Source organism: Streptomyces sp. NPDC001339 (assembly GCF_042895955.1).
In the GTDB taxonomy this organism is placed as follows: Bacteria; Actinomycetota; Actinomycetes; order Streptomycetales; family Streptomycetaceae; genus Streptomyces.
The window spans coordinates 1-24,331 of sequence record NZ_JBIAWT010000019.1 but is presented as its reverse complement, the minus strand read 5'-3'; the positions used below and the strand labels follow the sequence as shown (position 1 = coordinate 24,331).

The 24,331-nt window shown below is 70.4% G+C and carries 22 protein-coding genes, 1 rRNA gene, 1 pseudogene and 1 riboswitch; of the genes and pseudogenes, 7 read left to right on the top strand and 17 right to left on the bottom strand.

Annotated features, from left to right (window positions below; translation table 11 throughout):
• Positions 1–80 precede the first annotated feature (80 nt).
• On the bottom strand, positions 81–1,412 hold the full coding sequence (locus ACFY12_RS33775) for an aminotransferase class I/II-fold pyridoxal phosphate-dependent enzyme (protein ID WP_390719795.1): 1,332 nt from the start codon (positions 1,410–1,412) through the stop codon (positions 81–83).
• Positions 1,413–1,447: 35 nt separating this feature from the next.
• Here ACFY12_RS33775 and ACFY12_RS33770 point away from each other — a divergent pair, with 35 nt between their 5' ends.
• The gene (locus ACFY12_RS33770) at positions 1,448–2,116 is read left to right on the top strand and encodes a pyridoxamine 5'-phosphate oxidase family protein (RefSeq protein ID WP_390719794.1); all 669 of its coding nucleotides are present in this window, start codon (positions 1,448–1,450) and stop codon (positions 2,114–2,116) included.
• Between the two features lie 9 nt (positions 2,117–2,125).
• Positions 2,126–2,851 (top strand): FMN-binding negative transcriptional regulator, encoded by a 726-nt coding sequence (locus tag ACFY12_RS33765; protein ID WP_390719793.1) that lies wholly within the window; start codon positions 2,126–2,128, stop codon positions 2,849–2,851.
• Here ACFY12_RS33765 and ACFY12_RS33760 read toward each other — a convergent pair.
• Entirely contained in the window at positions 2,811–3,341 is a 531-nt protein-coding gene (locus ACFY12_RS33760; RefSeq protein ID WP_390719792.1) for a Clp protease N-terminal domain-containing protein, read from the bottom strand. The two genes, ACFY12_RS33765 and ACFY12_RS33760, sit on opposite strands and share 41 nt — an antisense overlap.
• A 203-nt stretch (positions 3,342–3,544) precedes the next feature.
• The gene (locus ACFY12_RS33755) at positions 3,545–4,177 is read right to left on the bottom strand and encodes a PadR family transcriptional regulator (protein ID WP_390719791.1); all 633 of its coding nucleotides are present in this window, start codon (positions 4,175–4,177) and stop codon (positions 3,545–3,547) included.
• 225 nt (positions 4,178–4,402) lie between these two features.
• Here ACFY12_RS33755 and ACFY12_RS33750 point away from each other — a divergent pair, with 225 nt between their 5' ends.
• Both ACFY12_RS33750 and ACFY12_RS33745 read left to right on the top strand, forming a co-directional pair.
• A complete protein-coding gene (locus ACFY12_RS33750) occupies positions 4,403–4,597 on the top strand; it encodes a hypothetical protein (protein WP_390719790.1) in 195 nt (64 codons plus the stop codon).
• Between the two features lie 216 nt (positions 4,598–4,813).
• A complete protein-coding gene (locus tag ACFY12_RS33745; RefSeq protein WP_390719789.1) occupies positions 4,814–5,635 on the top strand; it encodes a PhzF family phenazine biosynthesis protein in 822 nt (273 codons plus the stop codon).
• Between the two features lie 13 nt (positions 5,636–5,648).
• Here ACFY12_RS33745 and ACFY12_RS33740 read toward each other — a convergent pair whose 3' ends face one another.
• Entirely contained in the window at positions 5,649–6,506 is an 858-nt protein-coding gene (locus tag ACFY12_RS33740; protein WP_390719788.1) for a CPBP family intramembrane glutamic endopeptidase, read from the bottom strand.
• Positions 6,507–6,811: 305 nt separating this feature from the next.
• Complete coding sequence (locus ACFY12_RS33735; protein WP_390719787.1) at positions 6,812–8,368, bottom strand: glutamate-cysteine ligase family protein; 1,557 nt, start codon at positions 8,366–8,368, stop codon at positions 6,812–6,814.
• Between the two features lie 688 nt (positions 8,369–9,056).
• Here ACFY12_RS33735 and ACFY12_RS33730 point away from each other — a divergent pair.
• Both ACFY12_RS33730 and ACFY12_RS33725 read left to right on the top strand, forming a co-directional pair.
• Positions 9,057–9,644 (top strand): hypothetical protein, encoded by a 588-nt coding sequence (locus tag ACFY12_RS33730; protein WP_390719786.1) that lies wholly within the window; start codon positions 9,057–9,059, stop codon positions 9,642–9,644.
• Between the two features lie 337 nt (positions 9,645–9,981).
• Positions 9,982–10,176 (top strand): DUF5999 family protein, encoded by a 195-nt coding sequence (locus tag ACFY12_RS33725; RefSeq protein WP_066939193.1) that lies wholly within the window; start codon positions 9,982–9,984, stop codon positions 10,174–10,176.
• Between the two features lie 100 nt (positions 10,177–10,276).
• Here the strand turns inward: ACFY12_RS33725 and gcvP are convergent, their stop codons facing one another.
• On the bottom strand, positions 10,277–13,162 hold the full coding sequence (gcvP, locus tag ACFY12_RS33720) for an aminomethyl-transferring glycine dehydrogenase (RefSeq protein ID WP_390719785.1): 2,886 nt from the start codon (positions 13,160–13,162) through the stop codon (positions 10,277–10,279).
• A 186-nt stretch (positions 13,163–13,348) separates the two neighbouring features.
• Positions 13,349–13,446: riboswitch (glycine riboswitch) on the bottom strand.
• Positions 13,447–13,509: 63 nt separating this feature from the next.
• Here gcvP and ACFY12_RS33715 point away from each other — a divergent pair.
• Positions 13,510–13,719, top strand: a pseudogene (locus tag ACFY12_RS33715) (PRC-barrel domain-containing protein); the annotation flags it as partial.
• A 134-nt stretch (positions 13,720–13,853) separates the two neighbouring features.
• Here the strand turns inward: ACFY12_RS33715 and ACFY12_RS33710 are convergent.
• From ACFY12_RS33710 to rrf, 11 genes are all read right to left on the bottom strand, one after another.
• Positions 13,854–15,365 carry a DNA polymerase IV gene (locus ACFY12_RS33710; RefSeq protein WP_390719784.1) on the bottom strand — a complete coding sequence of 504 codons (1,512 nt, stop codon included), beginning with the start codon at positions 15,363–15,365 and terminating at the stop codon, positions 13,854–13,856.
• Positions 15,366–15,443: 78 nt separating this feature from the next.
• Entirely contained in the window at positions 15,444–16,049 is a 606-nt protein-coding gene (locus tag ACFY12_RS33705) for a MerR family transcriptional regulator (RefSeq protein ID WP_390719783.1), read from the bottom strand.
• Positions 16,050–16,244: 195 nt separating this feature from the next.
• Positions 16,245–16,718, bottom strand: a complete 474-nt coding sequence (locus ACFY12_RS33700) for a bifunctional nuclease family protein (RefSeq protein ID WP_006606439.1) — start codon at positions 16,716–16,718, stop codon at positions 16,245–16,247.
• 53 nt (positions 16,719–16,771) lie between these two features.
• Positions 16,772–17,521 carry a MerR family transcriptional regulator gene (locus ACFY12_RS33695; RefSeq protein ID WP_390719782.1) on the bottom strand — a complete coding sequence of 250 codons (750 nt, stop codon included), beginning with the start codon at positions 17,519–17,521 and terminating at the stop codon, positions 16,772–16,774.
• Positions 17,522–17,538: 17 nt separating this feature from the next.
• The gene (locus ACFY12_RS33690; RefSeq protein WP_390719781.1) at positions 17,539–18,375 is read right to left on the bottom strand and encodes an FHA domain-containing protein; all 837 of its coding nucleotides are present in this window, start codon (positions 18,373–18,375) and stop codon (positions 17,539–17,541) included.
• A gap of 130 nt (positions 18,376–18,505) precedes the next feature.
• Positions 18,506–19,525, bottom strand: coding sequence for a DUF881 domain-containing protein (locus ACFY12_RS33685; RefSeq protein WP_390719780.1), 1,020 nt, complete (start codon positions 19,523–19,525; stop codon positions 18,506–18,508).
• A gap of 5 nt (positions 19,526–19,530) precedes the next feature.
• The gene (locus ACFY12_RS33680) at positions 19,531–19,863 is read right to left on the bottom strand and encodes a small basic family protein (RefSeq protein WP_003984969.1); all 333 of its coding nucleotides are present in this window, start codon (positions 19,861–19,863) and stop codon (positions 19,531–19,533) included.
• The gene (locus tag ACFY12_RS33675; protein WP_390719779.1) at positions 19,860–20,792 is read right to left on the bottom strand and encodes a DUF881 domain-containing protein; all 933 of its coding nucleotides are present in this window, start codon (positions 20,790–20,792) and stop codon (positions 19,860–19,862) included. Before ACFY12_RS33675 ends, ACFY12_RS33680 begins: the two co-directional genes overlap by 4 nt.
• 76 nt (positions 20,793–20,868) lie before the next feature.
• Positions 20,869–23,364 carry a sugar phosphate nucleotidyltransferase gene (locus tag ACFY12_RS33670; RefSeq protein WP_390719778.1) on the bottom strand — a complete coding sequence of 832 codons (2,496 nt, stop codon included), beginning with the start codon at positions 23,362–23,364 and terminating at the stop codon, positions 20,869–20,871.
• Positions 23,365–23,485: 121 nt separating this feature from the next.
• The gene (locus tag ACFY12_RS33665; RefSeq protein ID WP_390719777.1) at positions 23,486–24,094 is read right to left on the bottom strand and encodes a CDP-alcohol phosphatidyltransferase family protein; all 609 of its coding nucleotides are present in this window, start codon (positions 24,092–24,094) and stop codon (positions 23,486–23,488) included.
• A gap of 149 nt (positions 24,095–24,243) precedes the next feature.
• Positions 24,244–24,331: ribosomal RNA gene (gene rrf / locus ACFY12_RS33660) — 5S ribosomal RNA — on the bottom strand; the annotation flags it as partial.

The following is a 24,331-nucleotide window of genomic DNA, read 5'->3' as shown; positions in this document are numbered from 1 at the left end:
GCGCCTGGCACGGCCCTTCTGGCCTGGCCCGTCGGACAAGCCGTGGGGAAGCAGGCGAGAGATTCGGCCGGCCGCCGTCCTCATTCGTACCGGCGGGCCTCCCCCACTCCCGTCGCCGCGGCGACCGCGTCGGCCATGGGAACGATGTCGTCGTCGGAGAGCCCGGAGACGGTGATGCGGATACCGGGCGGGGAGTTCAGGCGGAAGCGGGCACCGGGGGCGACCGCCCAGCCGGCGTGCAGGAGCCGGGCCACCGCGCCGGTCTCGTCCAGGACCGGCACCCAGACGTTCATCCCGCTGCGGCCCCGCGCCCGCACTCCGCGCTCGGACAGTGCGTGTATCAGCGCGTCGCGCCGTCGTCCGTACGCTCCGGCCACCTTCTCCGGGTCGACCGCGGAGGTACGCCACAGATGGGCGACCGTGTCCTGAAGCAGATGGCTGATCCAGCCGGGGCCGAGGCGCTGCCGGCCCCGCACCCGGTCGACGGTCACCGGGTCGCCGGTCAGCACCGCGAGGCGCAGGTCCGGGCCGTAGGCCTTGGCGGTCGACCGGACCAGGGCCCAGTGGTCGGTGGCGCCGGAGAGGGGGTGGAGCGGCAGGTCGACGATGCCATGGCCGTGGTCGTCCTCGATGAGCAGGGTGCCGGGGTGGCCGGACAGGAGCGTACGGAGCTGTGCCGCGCGGGCGCGGCTGACGGCGGCCCCGGTCGGGTTCTGCGCCCGGTCGGTGATGACGACGGCGCGGGCGCCGTCCTGGAGCGCGCGGGCCAACTGCTCGGCCAGCGGGCCCTCGTCGTCCACGCCGACCGGGGCCGGGCGCAGTCCGAGCGCGGGAATGAGATCCAGCAGACTGCCCCATCCCGGGTCCTCCACGGCCACGGTGTCCCCGGGGCGCAGATGGGCGGCCAGTACGCGCTCTATCGCGTCCAGTGAACCGCTGGTGACGGCGATCGGCCCTTCCGCGACACCGTCGGCCGCGAAGGCCGAACGGGCCAGAGCCGCCAGGTCATCGTCGACGGCCGGTGCGCCGTAGAGCACAGGCCGCCGCGCGCTGCGCGCCGCGGCCTCGGCCAGCGCCCGCTCGAGCGGGGGCAGCAGGGACGCATCGGGGTTGCCGCTGGAGGCATCCAGGACACCCGGCGGCACGTCCACCGCCATCGCCTCGCGCGAGGTGCTCGCCGGACGGGAGCGTACGCGGCTGCCTCGCCGGCCCGCCGTTTCGATCACTCCCCGATCTCGGAGCGTGCGGTACGCGGCCGCGACCGTATTGGGATTGACCTCGAGATAGACGGCCAACTCCCGGAGTGGGGGCAGGACTTCGCCCGGTTGGAGCTCGCCCGCACCGACGGCTCGCTCGACACTGGCGGCAATCTCCGATGCGCGCCGCCCTTCGATCCGATACTCTCCTAGCACAAAACCAATTATGCACTAGTGCAATGGAGATCGCAATGGCTGCCCGAGCCGAGTCGTACGCGGCGACCGCCCGCACCACGCCCACCCGCGCCCGCGAACGCGCCGCCTACGACCACGAAACCGTGCACGCGATCCTCGACACGGCCTACGTCTGCCATCTGGGCTTCGTCCGCGACGGTTCCCCGGTCGTCCTGCCGACGCTCTACGGCCGTGTCGGCGACCGCCTCTACCTGCACGGCTCGACCGGGTCCCGCCCGCTGCGGATGGCCGGAGACGCGTCGGACCCCGGCCTGGAGGTCTGCGTCACGGTCACCCATGTCGACGGCCTCGTCCTGGCCCGGTCCGCGTTCCACCACTCCGTCAACTACCGCTGCGTGGTGGTGCACGGCACGGCATATCAGGTGACCGACCAGGAGGAGAAGAAGGCCGCTCTCGACGCGCTCGTCGATCACGTCCTGCCCGGACGCGCCGCGGACTCCCGCCCCGGCAACGCCAAGGAACTGGCCGCCACCGCCGTACTCCGGCTCGACCTGCGCGAGGTCTCCGCCAAGATCCGTACCGGCGGGCCCAACGACGAGCCGGAGGACCTCGCCCTGCCGTACTGGAGCGGCGTCCTTCCCGTGGCACCGGTGTACGGCGCCCCCATACCGTCCGACGACCTCGCGCCCGGCACCCCCGAGCCCGCGTACCTCTCCGTCCACTGAGGAGCCACCGTGCTGATCCACCCCTGGGACGCCCCGTCCGACGACACCGAGTGGCAACACTGGCTCGCGGCCCACGACTTCGGCCAGCTCGCCGCGAACGGCCTGCCCGGAGAACCGCCGAGGGTGCAGCCGCTGCACTTCGCCTACGACCCGGCCCGCGGTGAGGCCGTCACCCATCTCGCCCGCCCCAACCCCCTCTGGGAGGCGCTGGCCGTCTCACCGACGGTGCTGCTGAGCGTGGTGGACGACTACACCTTCATCCCCGGCCCCTGGCAGGCGAACGAGGACCAGCCGCCCGAGCACGGCGTGCCCACCAGCTTCTACGCCGCCGTTCAACTGACCTGCACCGCCCATGTCGTGGACGATCCGGAGGCCAAGGCGGACCTGCTGCGGCGGCAGATGAGCCACTTCCAGCCGAACGGCGGCTCGGCCCCGGTGGCCGCGGGCCAGGCTCCGTACGGGCGGCTGCTGTCCGGCATCCGCGGACTGCGCCTCGAAGTACGGGACGTACACGCGAAGTTCAAGTACGGGGGCAAACGGGGCGAGACCGTCCAGCACCGCATATCGGAACGCCTCGCTGAACGGAACGGCCCCGGTGACGCGGCAGCCCGCGCCCACCAACAGCGCCGTCTGGCGGCGAACGCGGCCGTTCCAGGCAGCGCCGCCCCCGCCGCCCCGGCCCCCGCCACCCGGGTCAGTCCCGTCCGGAGCGCTCCCCGTCCAGCCGGGCGGTGAGCCGGGGGATATCGACGGACGCCCGGCGCAGGACCTCGACGGCGCGGGATTCGGGGTCATCCACGAGCGCCGCGAGCAGATCGAGGCAGCCCGCGCGGCGGGCGTAACGGGCGTGCGCGTGGTCCAAGGCCCCGTCCATGGCCGCGGCCGCGGCCGGCGACCATCCCGGGGCGCTGCCCTCGGTGACCACCGGGACGGCGCCGGAGTCCTCGACGGTGCCGTGCCACTGGAGTCCGTAACCGATGCTGCGCTGGACGAGGTAGCCCAGCAGCCGCGCGATCTGGGGCCCGCCATCGAAGACCTCGCGTACCGCGGGGTCCGATTCCAGGAGACCGTGCAGCAGATGGGCGGTGTCGACCTGCCGGTCACCGTCGCGGGTCGCCCGCCTGCGCGCAGCGGAAACCACCGACGCGAGCTCGACGGTGAGCTGTGCGCCGGTCTCCTCCTGGGCGGGGCCGTCGGCACCGCTGTGGGCAGTACGGTTTTGCACAGCCTCCACCCCACCAGCCCGTGAGCGCTGGAACATCCCCGGCGCGAAGCATTTACGCATCCGACGCTGGTTGGGGATGCGTGCGGGGGATCTCCTCCTTACGGAGGAGACGGGGTGGAGGCTCTGTGCGGGAATGGTGAAGATCAGACATCGTCGCGGCGGGCCCGACAGGACCGGGCCCCCTCAGTCCTCCCCAGTCCCCCTCAGTCCTCTTCGGCGAGGATCAGATAGAGCTCCTTGCGGGCCCTGTTGACCACCGCCATGGCCTTCTCCCGCTGTTCGGGCGTGCCGGTGGCCCACACCTGGTGGAACGCCTCGACCATACCGCTGCCCGCCTTGCGGATTTCGTTCATCGCCTCCCAGTCGAATCCGCGGCCGGCGTCCGCCCAAGGAGCATCCGCGCCGCTGTCGGCCTCGGCGCGCCCGGCGTCGGTCAGCGAGAACAGCTTCTTGCCGCCCTCGCTGGCACTGGCGATGAGCCCCTCGTCCTCCAGGAGCTGCAGCGTCGGATACACCGAGCCGGGGCTCGGCTTCCACGCCCCGCCACTGCGCTCGGCGATCTCCTGGATCATCTCGTAGCCGTGCATCGGCCGGTCCTTGAGCAGCGCCAGTATCGAGGCACGCACATCACCCCGGCGCGCCCGGCCGCGCGGCCCGCCGCGCCCCCGGCCGCCACCGAAGGGCGGGCCTCCGAACGGAGGGCCGAACGGGCCGAAGGGCGAACGCCGCCGCTCCCCGCCCCCCGCGAAGCCGCCCCGGCCGCCCTGACGCCATGGCCCGCACTGCTCGTACCGATGCTCACGCCCATGCTCATGTCCCTGTCCTGGTGAACGCATGAGGCACTCTCCTTCTCTCACTCATTGACTGATCGCGATCCTTTCGCGATGTCTCAACGATATATCGAGACCGTTCGTCGGAGCAAGGCCTCGACCGCAATCCGCATGTCCCGTCTCCGACGATCTGGTCCCCGTCTCACGTCATCTGGTCCGATTCGCTTGCGGTCTCAGGTGGTCTGGTTCGGGTGCGGCGCAGCCCCGTGGGACAGGTAGGGTGACGGACCCATGGAGCAGCTGCCCGAGAACGTGGACCTTGACATTCTGGAGAACCGGACCATCCTCGCGCTCAAGGCGATCCGTGAATCACTCGGCTGCACGCTTCACGAGGCGGTCGATGTCTACGCCCAGCGATACGAGGAGCTCCGTCGCGACCGCCCGGACGACTTCCACCTCAGCAGGGAACCGAACCAGATCGGTTGAGATGAGGGCCGGCATCCAGCTGCCCAGGACCGGATCAACCGAGGTCCTCGGCGTGCCTGCGTCGCACCTGATCTGGTCGCCCCAGGTCACAGGTCCGGGCCGGGACCAGATCGTTTGAGACGGGACACCGCAGGCGGCCGGCGCGCGAGCATCCGTGTCCAATTCCTCGGGATTGGCCTTGGCCTGCGGCGTTGCGGCGCCTCTACGCTCGCGGCCATGAGGATTCGCATCGTCGACGCCTTCAGTGCGCGTCCGTTCGCCGGCAACCCCGCGGGAGTCGTTCTCCTCGACTCCGGCACGTTCCCCGACACGGCCTGGCTCCAGCAGGTCGCCACCGAGGTCAACCTCTCCGAGACCGCCTTCGCGCACCCCCTGCCCGAGGGCGGCGACGCCGACTGGGCGCTGCGCTGGCTCACCCCGTCCGCCGAGGTGAACATGTGCGGGCACGCCACATTGGCCACCGCGCACGTCCTGCACACCACCGGGACGGCCACCGGAACGGTCCGCTTCGCCACCCGCAGCGGGGTGCTGATCACAGCCGTCGGCGACGACGGGGCGATCACCATGGACTTCCCGACCGCGCCGCTGACGCCCGTGGAGGTGCCGCCGGCCGTCGCGGCCGCGCTGGACACCGAGATCCTCTCGGCGCACGACACCGGCCCCCATGTCGGCGAACTACTCGTCGAGCTGGCCGACGAGAGGTCCGTGCGCACCCTGTCCCCGGATCTCAAGGCGCTGGCCGGGCCCGGCGGCCGCGGCGTGATCGCCACAGCCCGCGCCGAGCACCCCGACGGCGGCTACGACTTCGTCTCGCGCTGCTTCTTCCCGGCGGTGGGTATCGACGAGGACCCCGTAACGGGCAGCGCACACACGGCGCTCGCCCCCTTCTGGTCGCCGCGGCTGGGCCGTGACGCACTCGTCGGCCGGCAGGGCGCGGACCGTACCGGCTTCGTACGGACAGAACTGCGCGGCGACCGTACGTTGCTGACCGGCTCGGCGGTCACCGTGATCGATGGCGAACTGCTGGCCACGAGCTGAAATCTTGCGACCCTCACCTCGTGGGCAGCCACCCCACCCGCCCCGCCAGCAGGGCGTAACCGACGAACGCGACGATGTCGATGACGGCGTGGGCGGCGACCAGCGGGCCGACCCGGCCCCACCGCCGATACAGCAGAACGAAGATCGCGCCCATCACCATGTTGCCGAAGAAGCCGCCGATGCCCTGGTAGAGGTGGTACACACCGCGCAGCACCGAACTGGCCGCGAGCGCCGCCGTCGGCGTCCAGCCCAACTGTCCCAGTCTGCGCAGCAGATACCCGACGACGATGACCTCCTCCAGGACGGCGTTCTGCACCGCGGAGGCGATCAGCACCGGGATCTTCCACCACACCTCGGGCAGCGCCTCGGGGACGACCGTCAGATTGGCTCCGGCCGCCCGCGCGCCCAGATAGAGCAGCAGGCCGCTGCCGCCCATGACCGCCGCGAGCCCCACGCCACGGCTCAGGTCGAAGCCGGGACGCCGCCGGTCGAAACCGATCGTCGGGAGTCCGGCCCCCCGCTGCCCGGCCGGCGCCTCGCGCAGCAGCAGATGTGCCACCAGTGCCACTGGCACCAGCGCGGTCGCGATCCCGAACAGCTGCCAGGCGAGGTCCAGCCACGGCCGGCCGGGCGCATGGGAGGCGTTGAGCGTCGCCGCCTGGTCCTTGAGGCCGCCGGGCCTGGTCACCGACCCGACGAAGCTGATCAGCGCCGACACCGCGCTGGCGCCTACCGACAGGGCCAGCACGATCAGCGTCTCGCTCCGCACCAGGCTCCGGAAGGACTTCCCCGCCGTCCCCGGGCCCGCCCCGGTTCCAGGGCCTCGTCCCGGAAGGTCCGGATCGGCCAGGGGACTCGTATCCGACTGCACACTTCCTCCAGTTCCGCGCTACCGCCTCTTCGCCACCACCGCCCCGCCAGGGTCCCGGCAACAGCGACGAAGACCGCGCACGACAGGCCGGGGACGGGCGCCGTCCGCAGAGCGCCCGCTCCCCTCCCCCTCGCCACCCCGACAGCGATGCCCCGGCAGACGGCGAAGCGCCACCGCACGGGGACGACACAGCTTGCCCGACGACTCCGCGGCGCAGCGCACAGGGGCCCGGTCCAGGGCGCTTCTGACGGATCTCCGTGGGAGAAGGCGCGGCGCGGAGGTCCGTCAGATACGCCCCAAGCCCGCTACGCCCCCTCCGCCGCCTGCTCCCGCGGCCCCGGTACGGCCGACCGCCGGCCGACGGCCCAGGCGACCGGCCAGGTGTGGACCGGCCGCCCGGTGTGCATCAGCTCGCTGTAGCGCCGGGTCATCGCGGCGAGCGCGGTGTCCCGGTCCAGGCCCTGGCTGCGCGCGTGGTGGAACGCGGTGGCCTGCCACGAGGCACCGTTCACCCGGCGGCGGCAGCGCTCCTCGATGATGGCCAGATAGTGGTCCCGGTCGGCCGGTTCCACACCCCATGCGTCCAGTCCGCGAGCGGCCAGCGGCAGGAGTTCCCGACGCACCAGCCGTACGGCCGGGATCTCGGTGAGCGCGCCGCTGTTCCGGCCGGACCGGGGCCAGCTCAAGGTCGCGTCGATGCCGTGCCGGCAGGCGGTGTCGAAATTGCGGGCGGCGGCGGTGAACGGAAGCCGTGTCCACAGGGGGCGCGGCTCTTCGGCCAGGGCCCGTACCAGGCCGTAGTAGAAGGCGGTGTTGGCGATGACATCGGTGACGGTGGGGCCGGCCGGCAGCACCCGGTTCTCGACCCTGAGGTGCGCGACGCCGTCGGCGACCGCGTAGACGGGGCGGTTCCAGCGGTAGACCGTGCCGTTGTGCAGCGCCAGTTCGGCCAGGTCCGGCACACCGCCCTCGTCGAGGACCCGGAGCGGCTCCTGCGGGCCGCACAGCGGCAGCAGCGGCGGGAAGTAGCGCAGGTTCTCCTCGAAGAGGTCGTACGCCGAATCGATCCACCGTTCGCCGAACCAGGTACGGGGGCGTACGCCCTGGGCCTGCAGCTCGGGTGCGCGGGTGTCGGTGGCCTGCTGGAAGACCGGTGGCCGCGACTCCCGCCACAGCTCACGGCCGAACAGGAACGGCGAGTTGGCCCCGACCGCGATCTGTACCGCGGCGATGGCCTGGGCCGCGTTCCAGACGGCGGCGAAGCGGCCGGGGGTCACCTGGAGGTGCAGCTGGACGGAGGTGCAGGCGGCCTCCGGAGCGATCGACGGCGACCGGGCGGCCAGATGCTCGACGCCTTGGATGTCGAGCGCGAAGTCCTCGCCGCGGGCCGCTCGCATCTGTTCGTCGAGCAGCGCGTAGCGGTCGTTCGCGGAGATGCTGGCGGCGGTGAGATCGGTGGCGTGCAGGGTCGGCAGAATGCCGATCATCACGATTCTGGCGGCGACCTCGCGGGCCTTCCGTTCGGCGTAGCCGAGTCCGGTGCGGAGTTCTTCGGCGAGCTGGTCCAGGACGCGTCCGGACAATTGGTGCGGAAGAATGTTGACTTCCAGATTGCACTGGGCAAGTTCGGTCTGGAAATCACCGCTGGCGATGCGTTCGAGAACTTGGGAGTTCATCATGCGGGGCAGCCCGTCGGCACCGACGAGATTGAGTTCGATCTCCAGGCCCATGAGATTCCTGGGCCGGTCGAACCGCTTCTCCGCCAGGAGCCTCCGTAACGCCTCGAGACACTCGTGAAGCTTTCTTCGGTAACGCTCCCGGTCCGCCAGGTCGGTCTCGCCCGCGGCGACCTTCTCCCCCATCGAAGGGTCCCTCCTCCAGTGAACGGCCTGCGACCACGGGCTGCACGCCGGGGCTCGCGCTACGGTCGATGATGCCCCGGCAATCTGATCGATAACGCCTCGGGAGCAGGCCGGTACCGATAGGCTCGAAGTGATACCGGCACCGGCATCCTCCGAGGGCATATCTCGGTGGCGAGGGCCGTGCGCATTTCCGTCCGAGAAACACCGGCGTGATCCGGCCTACCGCACCGGCGACGAATTACGAGGCGGCCCGGCGAAAGTCCTGCACAAAGCGGCATAAAACGCCTCGGGCAAGGGTCCGGATTCCGCCTTGCCGGAAATCTGCAGGACGAGTAGCTGAAACACTTTCAGAACATACGTCGTATAAACTCCGGTAACGAGGCAGAGAGTTGACGCCCGGCGTCGCGGAGTTCCCACCGGCGCCGGGCGGGCCCTGGGCCCGGTCGCCGCCTTCCCGCCGCCTGCCCGGGGCAGGCCCGCAGCGCCCCACACAGCAGGCGGGAACGCGACGACAGGGCCCAGGGCTTGCGCCGGCAGCCCCGTCGTCCACCCGAAGGGCGGGCCCCGCGGCGTCCGGCGCAGGCCCTGAGCCCCACGCCGGCCATGTGCTCTGGCCCCGCCCGGACGCAGACAACGCTGTCTGCGCCTCCACGCTCCACCGTGTCTCCGAAGTGAGAGGCAACCCACCATGCCGCTGCACCCTGCCCCCGCCCCCGCGCCCGCCCTGCGCAGCGTTCTCGCCGCCCTCGGCTCGCCCGGCGCCCTCCGCGCCGCCCCCGTATCCGCGCTGCGCACCCACCAGGGTCCGCTCAGCCCCGATCACCCGCTGCCTCTCCACGTGTGGGACGACGTCAGCCAGGCCGACGGGACGCCGCACACCCGGCCGGCCGGCTGGAGCTTCCTGGTCCGGGGCGGCGAAGGGGCGGTGGCCACCGCCGACGCGATACCCACCCCGGACGGCTGGGCGTTCGCCCGCTTCTGCGGCGGCCCCTACGTGGCCGCGACCGAGCAGGCCCTGGTGCAGGCCGAGGCGCTCACCACGCCGTACCAGCCGCGGCTGCTCTCCGTACCCGAGCTGTACATGCTCACCCTGTGGCTGCACAACGACCTCGCCGCCGATGGCGCCGAAGGGCTGCCCGACCCCGCTGACCTCCTGATTCCGCTGGCCCCCGCCCCTCCGGGGATCGCCGCGCACCGTCCGCACCGGGTCGCCGACCTGCTCCCCCGGCTCACCCTGCGCCTCACCCCCGCCCCGCTGCTGCGCGAACCCGCCTGACCGGTGCCGCGCCGCGCCACGCGCCGGCGCGCGCCGTCCCGCAAGAGCGTGCCCCGCGAGCCCTGCCGGCCGCGGGGCGCTCTGCCGTGCTCACCCACGCGGGCTAGCCCACCGATACCACTCCCAACCCCCGTGGGGAGGAGCACAATTGGAAGCAACCGCCCGCACGGGTGATGCGTCGATACCGAGTGAGTACCGCTGCTGCGAAATCCCTGCGGAATCCGGTCCGTAGGGCAACACTGGAACCGACCACTGGAACGGGGGAGCGGCCATGACCACCTCATCGAGCACGTCGCGCCGCACATCGATTACCACACCGCAGCGAAAGACAACTTCCATGTGTCAGCACCAACCACCCTGCCCGTCCGCAGACTCCAGCGACCGGGAGGCCGCACACCTTGTGGCGCACCACCCCGAGCAGGGCTGGAGCCTGCTCTGCAATGGCGTCCTGCTCTTCGAGGACACCGGTGAACTGCTGCCTGACGGGCAGGTCATCGCCCCGCACCGGGACCGGATCACCGCAGCGGCCTGACCCGCGCCCGGCACGTACCACCAGGGCCCCCGGCAGAACTGCCGAGGGCCCTTGCTGTTGCCCGGACGGACCGATGACGATCAGCCGGACCGGTCGACGATCAGCTGTCGTACTCGTCCAGCGGCGGGCAGGAGCAGACGAGGTTCCGGTCACCGAAGGCCCCGTCGATCCGGCGCACCGGCGGCCAGTACTTCTCCGCCGCGACGACACCGGCCGGGAAGACCGCCTCCTCGCGGCTGTACGGGTGGGTCCACTCGCCGCCGAGCGCACCCGCGGTGTGCGGGGCGTTGCGCAGCGGATTGTCGTCCTTGTCCCACTCCCCCGAGCCGACCTTCTCGATCTCCGCGCGGATGGCGATCATCGCGTCGCAGAACCGGTCCAGCTCGCCGAGGTCCTCGCTCTCGGTCGGCTCGATCATCAGCGTGCCGGCCACGGGGAAGGACATCGTCGGCGCGTGGAAGCCGTAGTCGATGAGCCGCTTGGCGACGTCGTCGATGCTCACACCGGTCGCCTTGGTGAGCGGCCGGACGTCGATGATGCACTCGTGCGCGACCAGGCCGCCGGGACCGGTGTAGAGCACCGGGTAGTGCGGCTCCAGGCGCTTGGCGATGTAGTTGGCGCTGAGGACCGCGACCTGGGTGGCGCGCTTGAGGCCCTCGCCGCCCATCAGGCGGAGATACGCCCAGGAGATCGGCAGGATGCCGGCCGAGCCCCAGGGGGCCGCGGAGATGGGCCCGACGCCCGTCTCCGGGCCGGCGGTGGGCTGCAGCGGGTGGTTGGGCAGGTACGGCGCCAGGTGGGCGCGTACGGCGACCGGGCCGACGCCGGGGCCGCCGCCACCGTGCGGGATGCAGAAGGTCTTGTGCAGGTTGAGGTGCGAGACATCGCCGCCGAACACGCCGGGTTCGGCGAGGCCGACCAGTGCGTTGAGGTTGGCGCCGTCCACGTAGACCTGGCCGCCGGCTTCGTGCACCGCCGCGCAGATCTGGGTGATGTGCTCCTCGAACACACCGTGCGTGGACGGGTAGGTGACCATGAGGACCGCGAGTTCGTCACGGTGCTTTTCGATCTTGGCGTGCAGGTCGTCGGCGTCGACCTCCCCGTCCTCGCCGGTCTTGACGACGACGACCTTCATCCCGGCCATGACGGCGCTGGCGGCGTTGGTGCCGTGCGCCGAGGACGGGATCAGGCAGACCGTGCGCTGCTCGTCGCCGTTGGCGCGGTGGTAGGCGCGTACGGCCAGCAGGCCGGCCAGCTCGCCCTGCGATCCGGCGTTCGGCTGGAGGGAGACCTTGTCGTAACCGGTGATGACAGCCAGCCGCTCCTCCAGCTCCCGGATCAGCGTGAGGTAGCCCTCCGCCTGCTCGGCCGGCGCGAAGGGGTGCAGCTGGCCGAAGGCGGGCCAGGTGACCGGCTCCATCTCGGTGGTGGCGTTGAGCTTCATCGTGCAGGAGCCGAGCGGGATCATGCCGCGGTCCAGCGCGTAGTCCTTGTCCGCGAGGGAGCGCAGGTAGCGGAGCATCGCGGTCTCGGAGCGGTGCCGGTGGAAGACCGGGTGGGTGAGGTACTCGTCGGTGCGCAGCAGCGTTTCCGGCAGCGTGTCGGCGGCGGTGGCGTCCAGCCGCTCGATGTCGCCCGTCACGCCGAAGGCGCCCCAGACGCCGGTCAGCTGCGCGCGTCCGGTGGTCTCGTCGCAGGCGATACCGACCAGGTCGGCGTCGATCTGCCACAGGTTGATCCCGGCCTCGCGGGCGGCGGCAACGACCTCGGCGGACCGGCCGGGAACCCGGGCGGTCAGCGTGTCGAAGTACGCGCCATGGACAATCTCCACGCCGCCGGCCCGCAGGCCCTCGGCGAGGACGGTGGCGTAGCGGTGGGTACGGCGGGCGATGGTCCGCAGGCCGTCGGGGCCGTGGTGGACGGCGTACATCCCGGCCATGACGGCGAGCAGCACCTGCGCCGTGCAGATGTTGCTGGTGGCCTTCTCGCGGCGGATGTGCTGTTCGCGGGTCTGCAGCGCGAGGCGGTAGGCCTTGGTGCCGTCGGCGTCGACGGAGACTCCCACCAGGCGGCCGGGCAGGCTGCGGGCGAACTGTTCACGGACGGCCATGAAGCCGGCGTGCGGCCCGCCGAAGCCCATCGGGACGCCGAAGCGCTGGCTGGTGCCGACGGCGATGTCCGCGCCGAGTTCACCGGGCGAGGTGAGCAGCGTGAGGGCGAGCAGGTCGGCGGCGACGGTGACGACGGCGCCCAGCTCATGAGCCTGCTCGATGAGCGCCCGGGGGTCACGGACCGCCCCGGAGGCGCCCGGGTACTGGAGCAGCACGCCGAAGACACCGCGCTCGGCGATCTCGGCGGGGATTCCCTCGCTCAGGTCCGCGACGACGACCTCGACGCCGGTCGGCTCGGCACGGGTCCGGATCACGGCGATGGTCTGCGGCAGACAGTCGGCGTCCACCAGGAAGACGCCCTGCTTGACCTTGCCGATCCGGCGGGAGAGGGCCATCGCCTCGGCGGCGGCGGTGCCCTCGTCCAGCAGCGAGGCACCGGAGGTGCGCAGTCCGGTCAGGTCGGCGACCATGGTCTGGAAGTTCAGCAGCGCCTCCAGACGCCCCTGCGATATCTCCGGCTGGTAGGGCGTGTACGCGGTGTACCAGGCGGGGTTCTCCATGACGTTGCGGAGGATCACCGGCGGGGTGAACGTGCCGTAGTAGCCCAGGCCGATCATGGACGTGAGCACCTGGTTGTGCTCCGCGAGGCCACGCAGCTCCTGGAGGACCTCGGCCTCGGTACGGGCCTCGGGGAGGCCGAGCGCCTCCGTGCTCTTGATCACATCGGGGACCGCGGTGGCGGTGAGCTCGTCCAGCGAACCGAAGCCGACCTGCGCGAGCATCTTGGCCTGCGCCTCGCGGTCGGGGCCGATGTGCCGCTGTTCGAAGGGGATACCGCGTTCCAGCTCGGTCAGGGAGGTGCGAGGGGTGGTCATCTGCGGGGGCCTCCTGGTCAGTACGACCTGCGAGGGGCACCACGGCGTGGGTGCCCGGACGGCCTCCCCCTCTGTCATCTCAACCTGAGAGCTTCACCGGCCCGCGGGCGGTCCGGCTTTCACCGTCGGTGAGGAGGGGTCCCGGTGTGGTGCCTGTCCGCGGCCCGCCCTGCTTTCCAGAGTGACCTCGTCCGTGCGGTACGTGTGCCTGAGAGATTCCGGGGAGGATTTGCTCCTTCGGCGCCCTGGTCGCGAACGACAAAGGACTCTCCCGCACGGGTTCAGCGGCCACTGGCCAGCCTACCAGCGCACCACTCGAAGGATCCTTCGAGTGGCCAGGGCAGGAAATGTGCCGTTTGGTAGGTGTCACGGGCCAGTTGCGACCAGTTGGAGGGACCGTGCAAACCGACATCGATCCCCGGAGCCTGATCGGCCGCAAAGCGTTCGACCGGAACGGCACGAAGATAGGCACGATCGACGAGGTGTACCTGGACGACGCCACGGGGGAGCCGGAGTGGGCGGCCGTACGCACCGGGCTCTTCAGCCGGGACGCGTTCGTCCCGTTGGAGCCCAGCAAGATGGTCGGTGATGCCCTGCACATCCCGTACGACCGCAAGCTGATCAAAGACGCCCCGGACTTCGGCGTGGGCCGCCACCTCTCCCCCGAACAGGAGCTCCAGCTCTACCACCACTACCGGCTGGACATCGCCTCACCGGATGCGGAATCGCTGCCCTCCGACGACGCGGGCGGCTCCGGACCGGGTTCCGGCCCCGGCTCCGGCTCCGGCCCCGGCGACAAGGACTTCGGCAAGATCGCCGGCTCGGAGGACTGACCGGCTTCCGGTCCCCCGCCGACCAGCGGCAGGGGCTCCCCCGGCCGCAGGGCCGGGTCGTCGACGGCGAAGGTCCGCACCCTCCCCGGTGCGGACCACGGCGTCTCGAAGCGGACGGTCACTCTCCCCACCCCGCTACCCTGCACCCACCCGGCACCGAACTCGTCGTGCACCACATCCAGGCCCGGAAGCCAGCGCCGCGGCACCTCGTCCTCGGAACGGCCCCCACCGGTCTCGTCCCCGGCCGCCTCGGGTGTCGCCCCGGCCGGCTCCGCGGCCTCGCGCTCCGTTCGCTCCGTCGCGAGCTGGGCGAAGAGGTCCTCCTGGGTGAAATCGGCCAGCCCGCTGACTCCCACGCCCAGCAGCCGCACCCCGCCCGTGGTGTCCACCGTCTCCAGCAGCCGTACCGCAGCCTCCCGTATGACGGCGGGGTCGTCCGTGGGCCCGCGGAGCGTCTCGGAGCGCGTCAGCGTCGAGAAGTCGTAGTTACGGACCTTGATCACCACCGTGCGCCCGGAGCGCCCGGACTCCCGGAGCCGCTGGACACAGCGGTCGGCCAGCCGCAGCAGCTCGGTCCGTACCCGCGTCCGGTCGGTCAGATCGACCTCGAAGGTGTCCTCGACGGAGATGGACTTCGCGTCCCGTTCGGCCACCACCGGGCGGTCGTCCTGGCCCAGCGCCATGGTGTGGATCCCCATGCCGTGTGCCTTGCCCAGCAGCCGCACCAGCTCGGCCTCACCGGCCTCCGCGGTCTCCGCCACGGTGTGGATCCCCGCCCTGCGCAGCGTCTCGGCCGTCGCGGGCCCCACACCGGGCAGTGTCCGTACCGGCATCGGCCCCAGCAGCTCCCGTTCCGTGCCGGGCTCGATCACCACCAGGCCGTCCGGCTTCGCCGCCTCGGAGGCGATCTTCGCCAGCATCTTGGCGCCGGCGAGCCCCACCGAGCCCGTCAGTCCCGTCGCCTCCCGGATGTCGCGCCGCAGCCGCTCCCCCACGGCCCGTGCGGCGGCCGTGTCGGGCGGTACACCGCCCGCTTCCAGGTCCACGAACGCCTCGTCCAGGCTGAGCGGCTCCACCAGTGGCGACAGCGCGCGCAGCAGATCCATCACCGTGTCACTCACTTGGCGGTACAGGGTGAAACGAGGATTCAGATAGGCCGCGTTGGGGCACAGCCGACGCGCCTGGGCCGTGGGCATCGCGGAGCGCACCCCGAAGACCCGGGCCTCGTACGACGCCGTGGCGACCACCCCGCGCGGCCCGATCCCGCCGACGATCACGGGCTTGCCGCGCAGGCTCGGCTTGGCCGCCTGCTCGGCGGCCGCGTAGAACGCATCCATGTCCAGATGCAGGATCGTCGGGGCGGGTCTCACATCTCCGATGCTGCCGCATGGCACTGACAATCGACCCGCCACCGGGCCGGGCTCACGGACGGGAGCCCGCCCGGCGGATCAGCCGGCCCGGTTGCGCCGCCGTGCCAGCTCGTCGTGCGGGTTCTGCCCGATCAGCGTCTCGCCGGTGTCCACACGCTCTCCGTGGAGCTGTGACAGCGCGCTCTCCACGTCCCGCCATACGACGCCGATGGCGATACCGAAGACGCCCTGCCCCCCCTGGAGCAGGTCGACGACCTGATCGGGCGAGGTGCACTCGTAGACCGTGGCGCCATCGCTCATCAGCGTCATCCGCGTCAGGTCCGCCAGCCCGCGCGAGCGGAGGTGCTGGACGGCGGTACGGATGTTCTGCAGGGAGACCCCGGTGTCCAGCAGCCGCTTGACGATCTTCAGGACGACGACGTCCCGGAAGCTGTAGAGCCGCTGGGTGCCGGAACCGTACGCGGGCCGGATGCTGGGCTCGACCAGACCCGTACGGGCCCAGTAGTCGAGCTGCCGGTAGGTGATGCCCGCTGCCGCACAGGCGGTCGGGCCGCGGTAGCCGATGCCCTGGGCCTCGCGGTCCCCCGGCACCGCCGCGGCCGGTGCCGGGGCGCGGTTCGCCGCCGCGCTCGTGTGGAGCGGCAACGCCCCTTCCGCCGCCGTACCGTCGCCGGTGATTGCCACGCCGCCCTCCGTCCTCCACGTCCCGGACGGGACCTGCCACATCGACGGTATGCAGTCGCTCGGGGTGCGTCAACGATCGCCGCGCTCGCCACGCCGAGTGATAATCACCCTACGAGTGGTTTCCCGTGACCTCGCACGGGGAACGTGTCGGAAGTTTGGCTGGAATCACTCGCTCCGCCTGGCCGACGCCGCACGCTACTGGCTGTTGGTGCCGAAATCCTCGGGTGAGATCTGGTCGAGGAACTCGCGGAATTTCTCCACCTCGTCCTCCTGCTCGTCCGGGATGGCGATCCCCGCGTCGTCCAGCACCCCGTCGGTACCGAAGATCGGCGTTCCGGTGCGCAGCGCCAGCGCTATCGCGTCGGACGGACGGGCGCTGACCTCGACCCCGCTGGCGAAGACCAGTTCGGCATAGAAAACCCCCTCGCGCAGGTCCGTGATCCGGACCTGTGTCAGCTCCTGGCCCACCGCCTCCAGCACGTCCTTGAAAAGGTCGTGCGTCAGCGGCCGGGCGGGGACCATGCCCTGCTGGGCGAAGGCGATGGCCGTGGCCTCCCCCGGCCCGATCCAAATGGGCAGGTAGCGATCGCCTCCCACCTCCCGCAGGAGCACGATCGGCTGGCTGGAAGGCATTTCCACCCGGACACCCACGACGTCGAGCTCGTTCACACAGCAACCCTAGGACGTGCCCGGCAGGTTTGGGTAGTCGGGCACTCGTTTGCTCACTGCGGCCGACCCCGCAGAGCGCTCCGGAGCAGCGCCGCGTGCAGCCGTACGGCCAGGGCCCCCAGTTCCTTGGCGGTGCCCTCGGCATGCGCCCTGGTCTGCGGGTTGCGGTGCCGCCGAAGGGGTGCCACGACCTGTTCGACCAGGTCCGCCTCGCGTTCGGCGGCCGCCTTCACCACGCGCAGATGCCGCGGCTCCAGACCGAAGCGGCCCAGCTCCGCGACGAGTTTGGCGACCGTGACGGCCTCGATGTCGTATGCGCCGTCCGCATGGGAGACGATGAGTCCGTACGACTCCCAGTCGGCGAGCGTCGCCTCGTCCACCTCCGCGGCGGCCAGCAGCTCGGCCCGGCCGATCCTGGCAGCCGTCGGATGGTCCTCGCGCGGGCCGGGCACGCCGTCGGCCAACTCCCCGGAGGGCGCGGCCGGGGCGGGCAGCGGTACCTGTTCACCGCGCTCCAGGGCGTCCAGATGCTCGCGGATGACCTTCAGCGGGAGATAGTGGTCCCGCTGCATGCGCAGGACGCTGGCCAGCCGCTCGACGTCGGCCGGTGTGAATTTCCGGTATCCGGAAGTAGTGCGCTTCGGCTCGACCAGCCCCTCGGCCTCCAGGAAACGGATCTTGGAGATGGTGACCTCGGGAAACTCCTCGCGCAGCACGGTGAGCACCGTGCCGATGCTCACCGGCTTGCCGCCCGAGGAGGCGGCGCCGGCGACACCGGCACCGCCTTTCGGTGTATGGCGCATATGCCTTCCCTGACCGGTCAGATACCGGCGCCTCGCTGGCTCGCGTAGAAGACCAAGCGGTACTTGCCGATCTGGACCTCGTCACCGTTCGCGAGCACAACGGAGTCGATCCGCTCGCGATTGACGTAGGTGCCGTTCAGACTGCCGACATCGGCGACCGTGAAGAGCCCGTCCGGGCCGCGGCGGAACTCCACATGCCGACGCGAGACCGTGACGTCGTCGAGGAAGATGTCGCCCTGCGGATGCCGGCCCGCGGTGGTCAGCTCGCCGTCCAGCAGGAAGCGGCTGCCCGAGTTCGGACCCCGGCGGACGACCAGCAGCGCCGAACCCAGCGGAAGGGCGTCCACCGCCGCCTGGGCCTCCGGGGACAGCGACGGCACCGGAGTCTGGCCCGTCGTCTCCGAGTCGTAGGCCTCCAGCCCCGAAATGGAGATCGTCGAGGTCGTCTCGGACGCCCGCTCGGCCTGGGCGCCCGGGCGCAGCGGCGTACCGCAGTTGGAGCAGAACCGGCTCGCCTCGGCGTTCCGGTGCCCACACCTCGTACAAACCGGCAAGGCCTGCCCTCCAGCCGTGTGTGAGGCCGATGGTCCCTGGGAACCTATGGGGCCTGCACCGGAGGGGTCAACAGCACCCGTGTCGTGCCCCTCGGACGGACCGCCGACCTCGTCACGGAAGAGCGGACGCTCCGCCGCGGCACCGCTCTCGGCGGGCTGGCGCGGAGCACGGTGCCGTGCGGTGCCGCTGCCGCCCTCCTGGCGTGCGCGCTTGCCGAACAGCTTTGCAAACAACTTCACGGGCGATTCCCCTTGAACGAAACAGACCCGCCCGTGGGGCAGGACGAACCCTCGATGCACACACCGGCCAGTCCGGACATCCTGTGAACGTCCGTGGCCTTCAGACAGTTTCCACCACACACCACACGCACGGTGCGTCGACCCCCCGCTACCTCATGCCCTCTCCGGGCATTCGCCATACCTGGACGCCTCACTGCGATGACGACCGAGCGTAGTCAGGCCGCTTCGTCTCCCGCAAGGCATCCACAATGATCTTCTCCTCACGGGCCACAGACACCTTGGCCTGCTCCTTTTCCAGCGTCTGGACCACTCCGCCAGGGATGTTCAGCGCCGGTTCCAGGTCCCGGGGCTTGCCGATGACCTTGAAGCGGTACGGCTGCGCGACACGCCTGCCGTCGATCTCCACGCCGCCCTGGACGTCCGAGAGATAGCTGCTCGCGACCACCCGGACATCATTGACCTGGATGGCCTCGGCGCCGGCCGCACGCAGTTCCTGGATGGCGTCCAACAGCTTGTCCGCCTTCACGGAGTGCGTCGGGTCGTCGATGGTCAGGTTGATGCCGGGCCCTTGTGCCGCGACGGTCCCGGCCAGCACACCCAGCTGCTGTTCCTTCTCCACGGTCTGCTTACGGGCCTCCTCGGCCTGGTCCGAGCTGTTCTCCAGCTCGGTCTTCTGCCCTTCCAGGCGCCGCTGTTCGTCCGTCAACCGCTGGGAGCGGTTGTCCAGCTCGTCCAGAATGCGTACCAGATCCTCCTGGCGCGCACCCCGCAGCGCACTGCTGTCACTTGTGGAACGTACCTGAATCGCCAGGCCGAGGCCGAGAATGAACAGGAGCAGCGCGACGATCAGTTGAGCCCGTGTCAGCCGCGGCGGCCACAGGCTCGCGACGAGCCGCTCCCGACCGGTCTTCGGCCGTTCGTCCTTCCCCTCGCCGCTCCCGTCACCGACGACCACGTCCGGGGCCGAGGAGTCTGCCGCTTTGTGGGGCTTCTGTCCAGTGCTGTCCGGTTCCGGGGCTCCGGTTTCGGCCCCGTCCGCGGACGGCACCCGCTCGGGGACGCGCGGGCTCTCGGGCGGCATCGGCCGCCGGCCGGCCGGGCCCGGCTCCGGGTGCTCCGGCCGCTGTTCCGGCTCAGGCCGCTGCTCCCGCTCCGGCTTCCGCTCGGGCTCCGGTGCCTTCCCGGGCTCCGGTGTCTCGTCCGTTGCCATCCGCCTCACGCCCTGAAGACATGCCGACGGATCGCCGCGGCGTTGGAGAAGATCCGGATGCCCAGCACCACGACGACGCCGGTGGAGAGCTGAGCGCCGACGCCCAACTTGTCGCCCAGGAAGACGATCAGCGCGGCGACGACGACGTTGGACAGGAAGGAGACCACGAAGACCTTGTCGTCGAAGATCCCGTCCAGCATGGCCCGCAGTCCGCCGAACACGGCGTCCAGCGCCGCCACGACAGCGATCGGCAGGTAGGGCTCGACCACCGTCGGCACCACGGGTCGGACGACGAGTCCGACCACGACTCCCACGATGAGGCCCAGTACGGCGATCACGATGTGCCCTTCCCCTTGTCGGCGCCGCCCGACGTGGCGGGACCGGTCTGCGGCTTTGCGGTACGTACGATCAAACTCGGCGCGGGCGGCAGCATGACCTCGCTCTCGGCGGAAATCCTGGTGCGGATGCCGAAGTTCTCCTGCAGTCCGTGCAGATACCGGCCGTCGGCACTGCCCTGGAACGTGGTGCTCAGCCGCTGCCCGTCCCCCACCGCCAGCACCGTATAGGGCGGCGCCAGTGGCTTGTTGTCGACCAGTATGGCGTCTCCCGCGGCCCTGATCGCCGAGAGCGACGTGAGCCGCTGCCCATTGACGGCGATGGCCTCCGCACCGGACTCCCACAGGCCGTTGATCACACGCTGCATGTCCCTGTCGCGGACCCGCCCGGTGTCCGAGAAACCACCGCCCTCACGCGGCCCGCCGCCGTTGGACTCCGCGCCCTTGGCATCGTCCACGACGAGTTTCACTCCGGGTCCGGTGACCTGCGTCGAACCGGAGAGCAGGGCGAGGAGTTCGGCCTTGCCGGTGCCGTAGTGCTGCAGCGCCTCGCGTTGCATCCGGCTGACGTCGTCCCGGAGGGCGTCGACCCGCTGCTGCCGCTGGTCCGCCTCGCCGGTGCCCTTCTGGATGCGGTTGATCAGCTCTTCCCGCTCCTTGGCGAGTGTCGGTGCGGACTTCTGCGCCTGCGCCGCCCCCACCGTCACCACGAGCGCGGCCAGCACCAGACCGGCCGCGAGGCCCAACTTCGCCCGCAGGGTACGCGGCAGACCCCGCACCCCGGACTCGGCCTTCCGCGCGGCGGCCTCGGCATACCCGTCGTCGAGGCTGTGATCCATCACGTTGGTCAGCAGCGACATGGACGCGTCGGGGCGCACGGCCGACGTGGTCGGGGTGCTCCGGTCGGGGCGCTGCTGCGACATGCCGCACATCGTCCCACGTCGGCCGCGCGGTCTCCCAATGGCCCCACCGGCGTGCCGATCAGCGGCCCGCCGGTGGGAATCCGGGTCAGCGCCCCGCGCTGTCGACCACGGCCGACCACTCGTCCAGCAGCTGCTGGGCGGAGGCCTCGTCCGGCCCCTCCGCCCACAGGTGGGTGACCGCCTCGGCCGGGTCGGGCAGCACCAGGATCCATCGGCCGTCGGCCTCCACGACCCGCACACCGTCGGTGGTGTCGACTTCCCGGTCGCCGGCCGCCTCGACAACATGCCGCATGACCAGGCCCTTGACGGCCCAGGGGGTGGCCAGATCCCGGCGCAGCACATGCGCCTGTGGGATCCGGGCGTCGATCTGGCTGAGGGTGAGCTGGGTACGGGCCACCAGGCCGATCAGCCGGACGAACGCGGCCGCGCCGTCGAAGACGCTGCTGAACTCCGGAATGATGAATCCGCCCTGACCGTCCCCGCCGAAGACCGTGCCGTCCTGACGCCCCACCCGGGTCAGGTCGTCCGGCGAGGTCGTCGTCCACTCCACCTGCGTGCCGTGGTACGCCGCCACCTGCTCGGCGATCCTGGTCGTGGTCACCGGCAGCGCCACCCGCCCGGTGCGCCGCTCGGCCGCGATCAGATCCAGCAGGACCAGCAGTGCACGGTCGTCCTCGATGATCCGGCCACGCTCGTCCACGAGGGAGAGCCGCTCGCCCACAGGGTCGAAGCGCACCCCGAAGGCGGCCCGCGCGGAGGCCACCATCTCCCCGAGCCGGACCAGCCCGGAGCGCCGGGCGTCGGCGGTCTCGGTCGGGCGGGCCTCGTCGAGCCCGGGGTTGATCGTCAGCGAGTCGACACCGAGCCGCCCCAGAAGGCTGGGCAGTACCAGGCCCGCACTGCCGTTGGAGGCGTCCACGACGACCTTCAGCCCCGATTCGGCGATGCCGGTGGTGTCCATGGCCCGCAGCAGCGCTCCGGTGTACGAGTCGAAGACACTGGCCGGGAAGCGCAGATCGCCGATCTCGCCGGGGAAGGCGCGCCGGTACTCCTGCCGGGCGTAGACCCGGTCGAGCTTGCGCTGCCCCGCCTGCGAGAGGTCTGCACCGCGCTCGTCGAAGAACATGATGTCGACGGAGTCCGGCACGCCGGGCGTCGTCCGCAGCATGATGCCGCCGGCACTGCCCCGGGCGGTCTGCTGGCGGGCGACGGGCAGCGGGACGTTCTCCAGGTCGCGTACGTCGATGGCGCTGGCCTGCAGTGCGGAGATCACCGCGCGCTTGAGCGCCCGGGCGCCCCGGGAGTGGTCGCGGGCGGTGGTGACCGTGGAGCCCTTCTTGAGCGTGGTGGCGTACGCGCCCGCGAGCCGCACGGCGAGTTCCGGGGTGATTTCGACATTGAGGATCCCGGACACGCCCCGGGCGCCGAACAGATGTGCCTGGCCACGGGATTCCCAGATCACCGAGGTATTGACGAACGCACCGGCCTCGATGGTCTTGAACGGATAGACCCGCACGTTGCCCTGGACGATCGACTCCTCGCCGATGAGGCATTCGTCGCCGATCACCGCGCCGTCCTCGATCCGGGCGGCTCGCATGACGTCGGTGTTCTTGCCGATCACACAGCCGCGCAGATTGCTCTGCTCGCCGAGATAGACATTGTCGTGGATCACGGCCCGATGCAGAAAAGCCCCGCTCTTCACCACAACATTGGAGCCGACGACGGTGTGCTCACGAATCTCCACTCCCGCTTCGACCTTGGCGTAGTCGCCGATGTACAGCGGCCCGCGCAGCACAGCGTCGGGATGGACCTCGGCGCCCTCGGCGACCCACACGCCCGGCGAGATCTCGAAGCCGTCGATTTCCACATCGACCTTGCCCTCGAGCACGTCGGCCTGGGCCTTCACATAGCTCTCGTGGGTGCCGACGTCCTCCCAGTAGCCCTCGGCGACATAGCCATAGATCGGCTTGCCTTCCTTCATGAGCTGCGGAAAGACATCACCGGACCAGTCCACCGGGACATCGGGCTCGAAGTAGTCGAAGACCTCCGGCTCCATGACGTAGATGCCGGTATTGACGGTGTCCGAGAAGACCTGACCCCAGGTGGGCTTTTCCAGAAAGCGTTCGACCCGGCCGCCCTCATCGACGATGGTGATGCCGAACTCGAGCGGATTGGGTACCCGCGTCAGACACACCGTGACGAGAGCGCCCTTCTCCTTGTGGAACCGGATCAGGTCGGAGAGATCGAAGTCTGTTAGGGCATCACCGGAGATGACGAGGAAGGCGTCGTCCTTGAGGGCCTCCTCGGCGTTCTTGACGCTGCCGGCGGTGCCGAGCGGCTTTTCCTCATTGGCATAGGTGAGTTCCATGCCGAGCTCTTCCCCGTCACCGAAATAGTTCTTGACGAGCGAGGCAAGGAACTGCACGGTCACGACGGTCTCGTTGAGACCATGCCGTTTCAGCAGCCGCAGCACATGCTCCATGATCGGCCTATTGGCGACGGGAAGCAGCGGCTTGGGCATGCTGGACGTCATGGGGCGAAGGCGTGTTCCTTCGCCACCGGCCATCACGACGGCCTTCATGTCGGAAGCGTCCTCCTCTGAGAGACGACGGTCTTGCCGACTTCACTTATCCAGCTCGCCCACTGTTCCGGTTCTCACCTACGGGCGCCGGGCCTTGGCAGAACATGCCGGTTCGGAGAGTTCAGTCGGCTGTGGTGTCCGCCTTGATGATCCGGCGGACCTGGACCACGTAGAGGATCCCTGCCCACCAGTACAGCGCTGTACCCCATCCGGCGAACGCCCATCCGAAAACAGTAGCGAGCATACGGAGCCAGCTGTCCCCGCCGCTCAGGAGGAGCAACGGGAAGGCGTACATCAAGTTGAACGTAGCCGCTTTGCCCAGGAAGTTCACCTGGGGAGGACCGTATCCGTGACGGCCGAGGAAACCCACCGCGATCAGCAGCATCAGTTCGCGGGCCAGCAGGGCCGCGGTGAGCCAGAGCGGAAGGATCTCGCGCCAGGTGAGACCGACGAGGGTGGACAGGATGTACAGGCGGTCGGCCGCCGGGTCGAGGATCCGTCCCAGACTGCTGATCTGGTTCCAGCGGCGGGCGAGCTTACCGTCCAGGTAGTCGCTCACGCCGCTCAGCGCGAGGACCAACAGCGCCCAGCCGTCCGCATTCGGACCACCGAATTCCGGCCAGAGGATCAACCACAGGAACAGTGGTACGCCGGCCAGGCGAGCCATGCTCAGGATATTGGGGATGGTGAGAACTCGATCCGTCTGGACCCGCGTCTCCTGGACCTCCACGCGGGGGCCTCCTGTGGGAAATGTGCGCCTATGATGCCCCTCGACCTTACCCGCCCCGCCGGCCGCGCCGCGCCGGGGGTCCCAAGATCCCCACAACGCAGAGAAGCCCTGTGGGAACTGACATTCCCACAGGGCTTCTCTCAAAATTTGTTCGGCGGCGTCCTACTCTCCCACAGGGTCCCCCCTGCAGTACCATCGGCGCTGAAAGGCTTAGCTTCCGGGTTCGGAATGTAACCG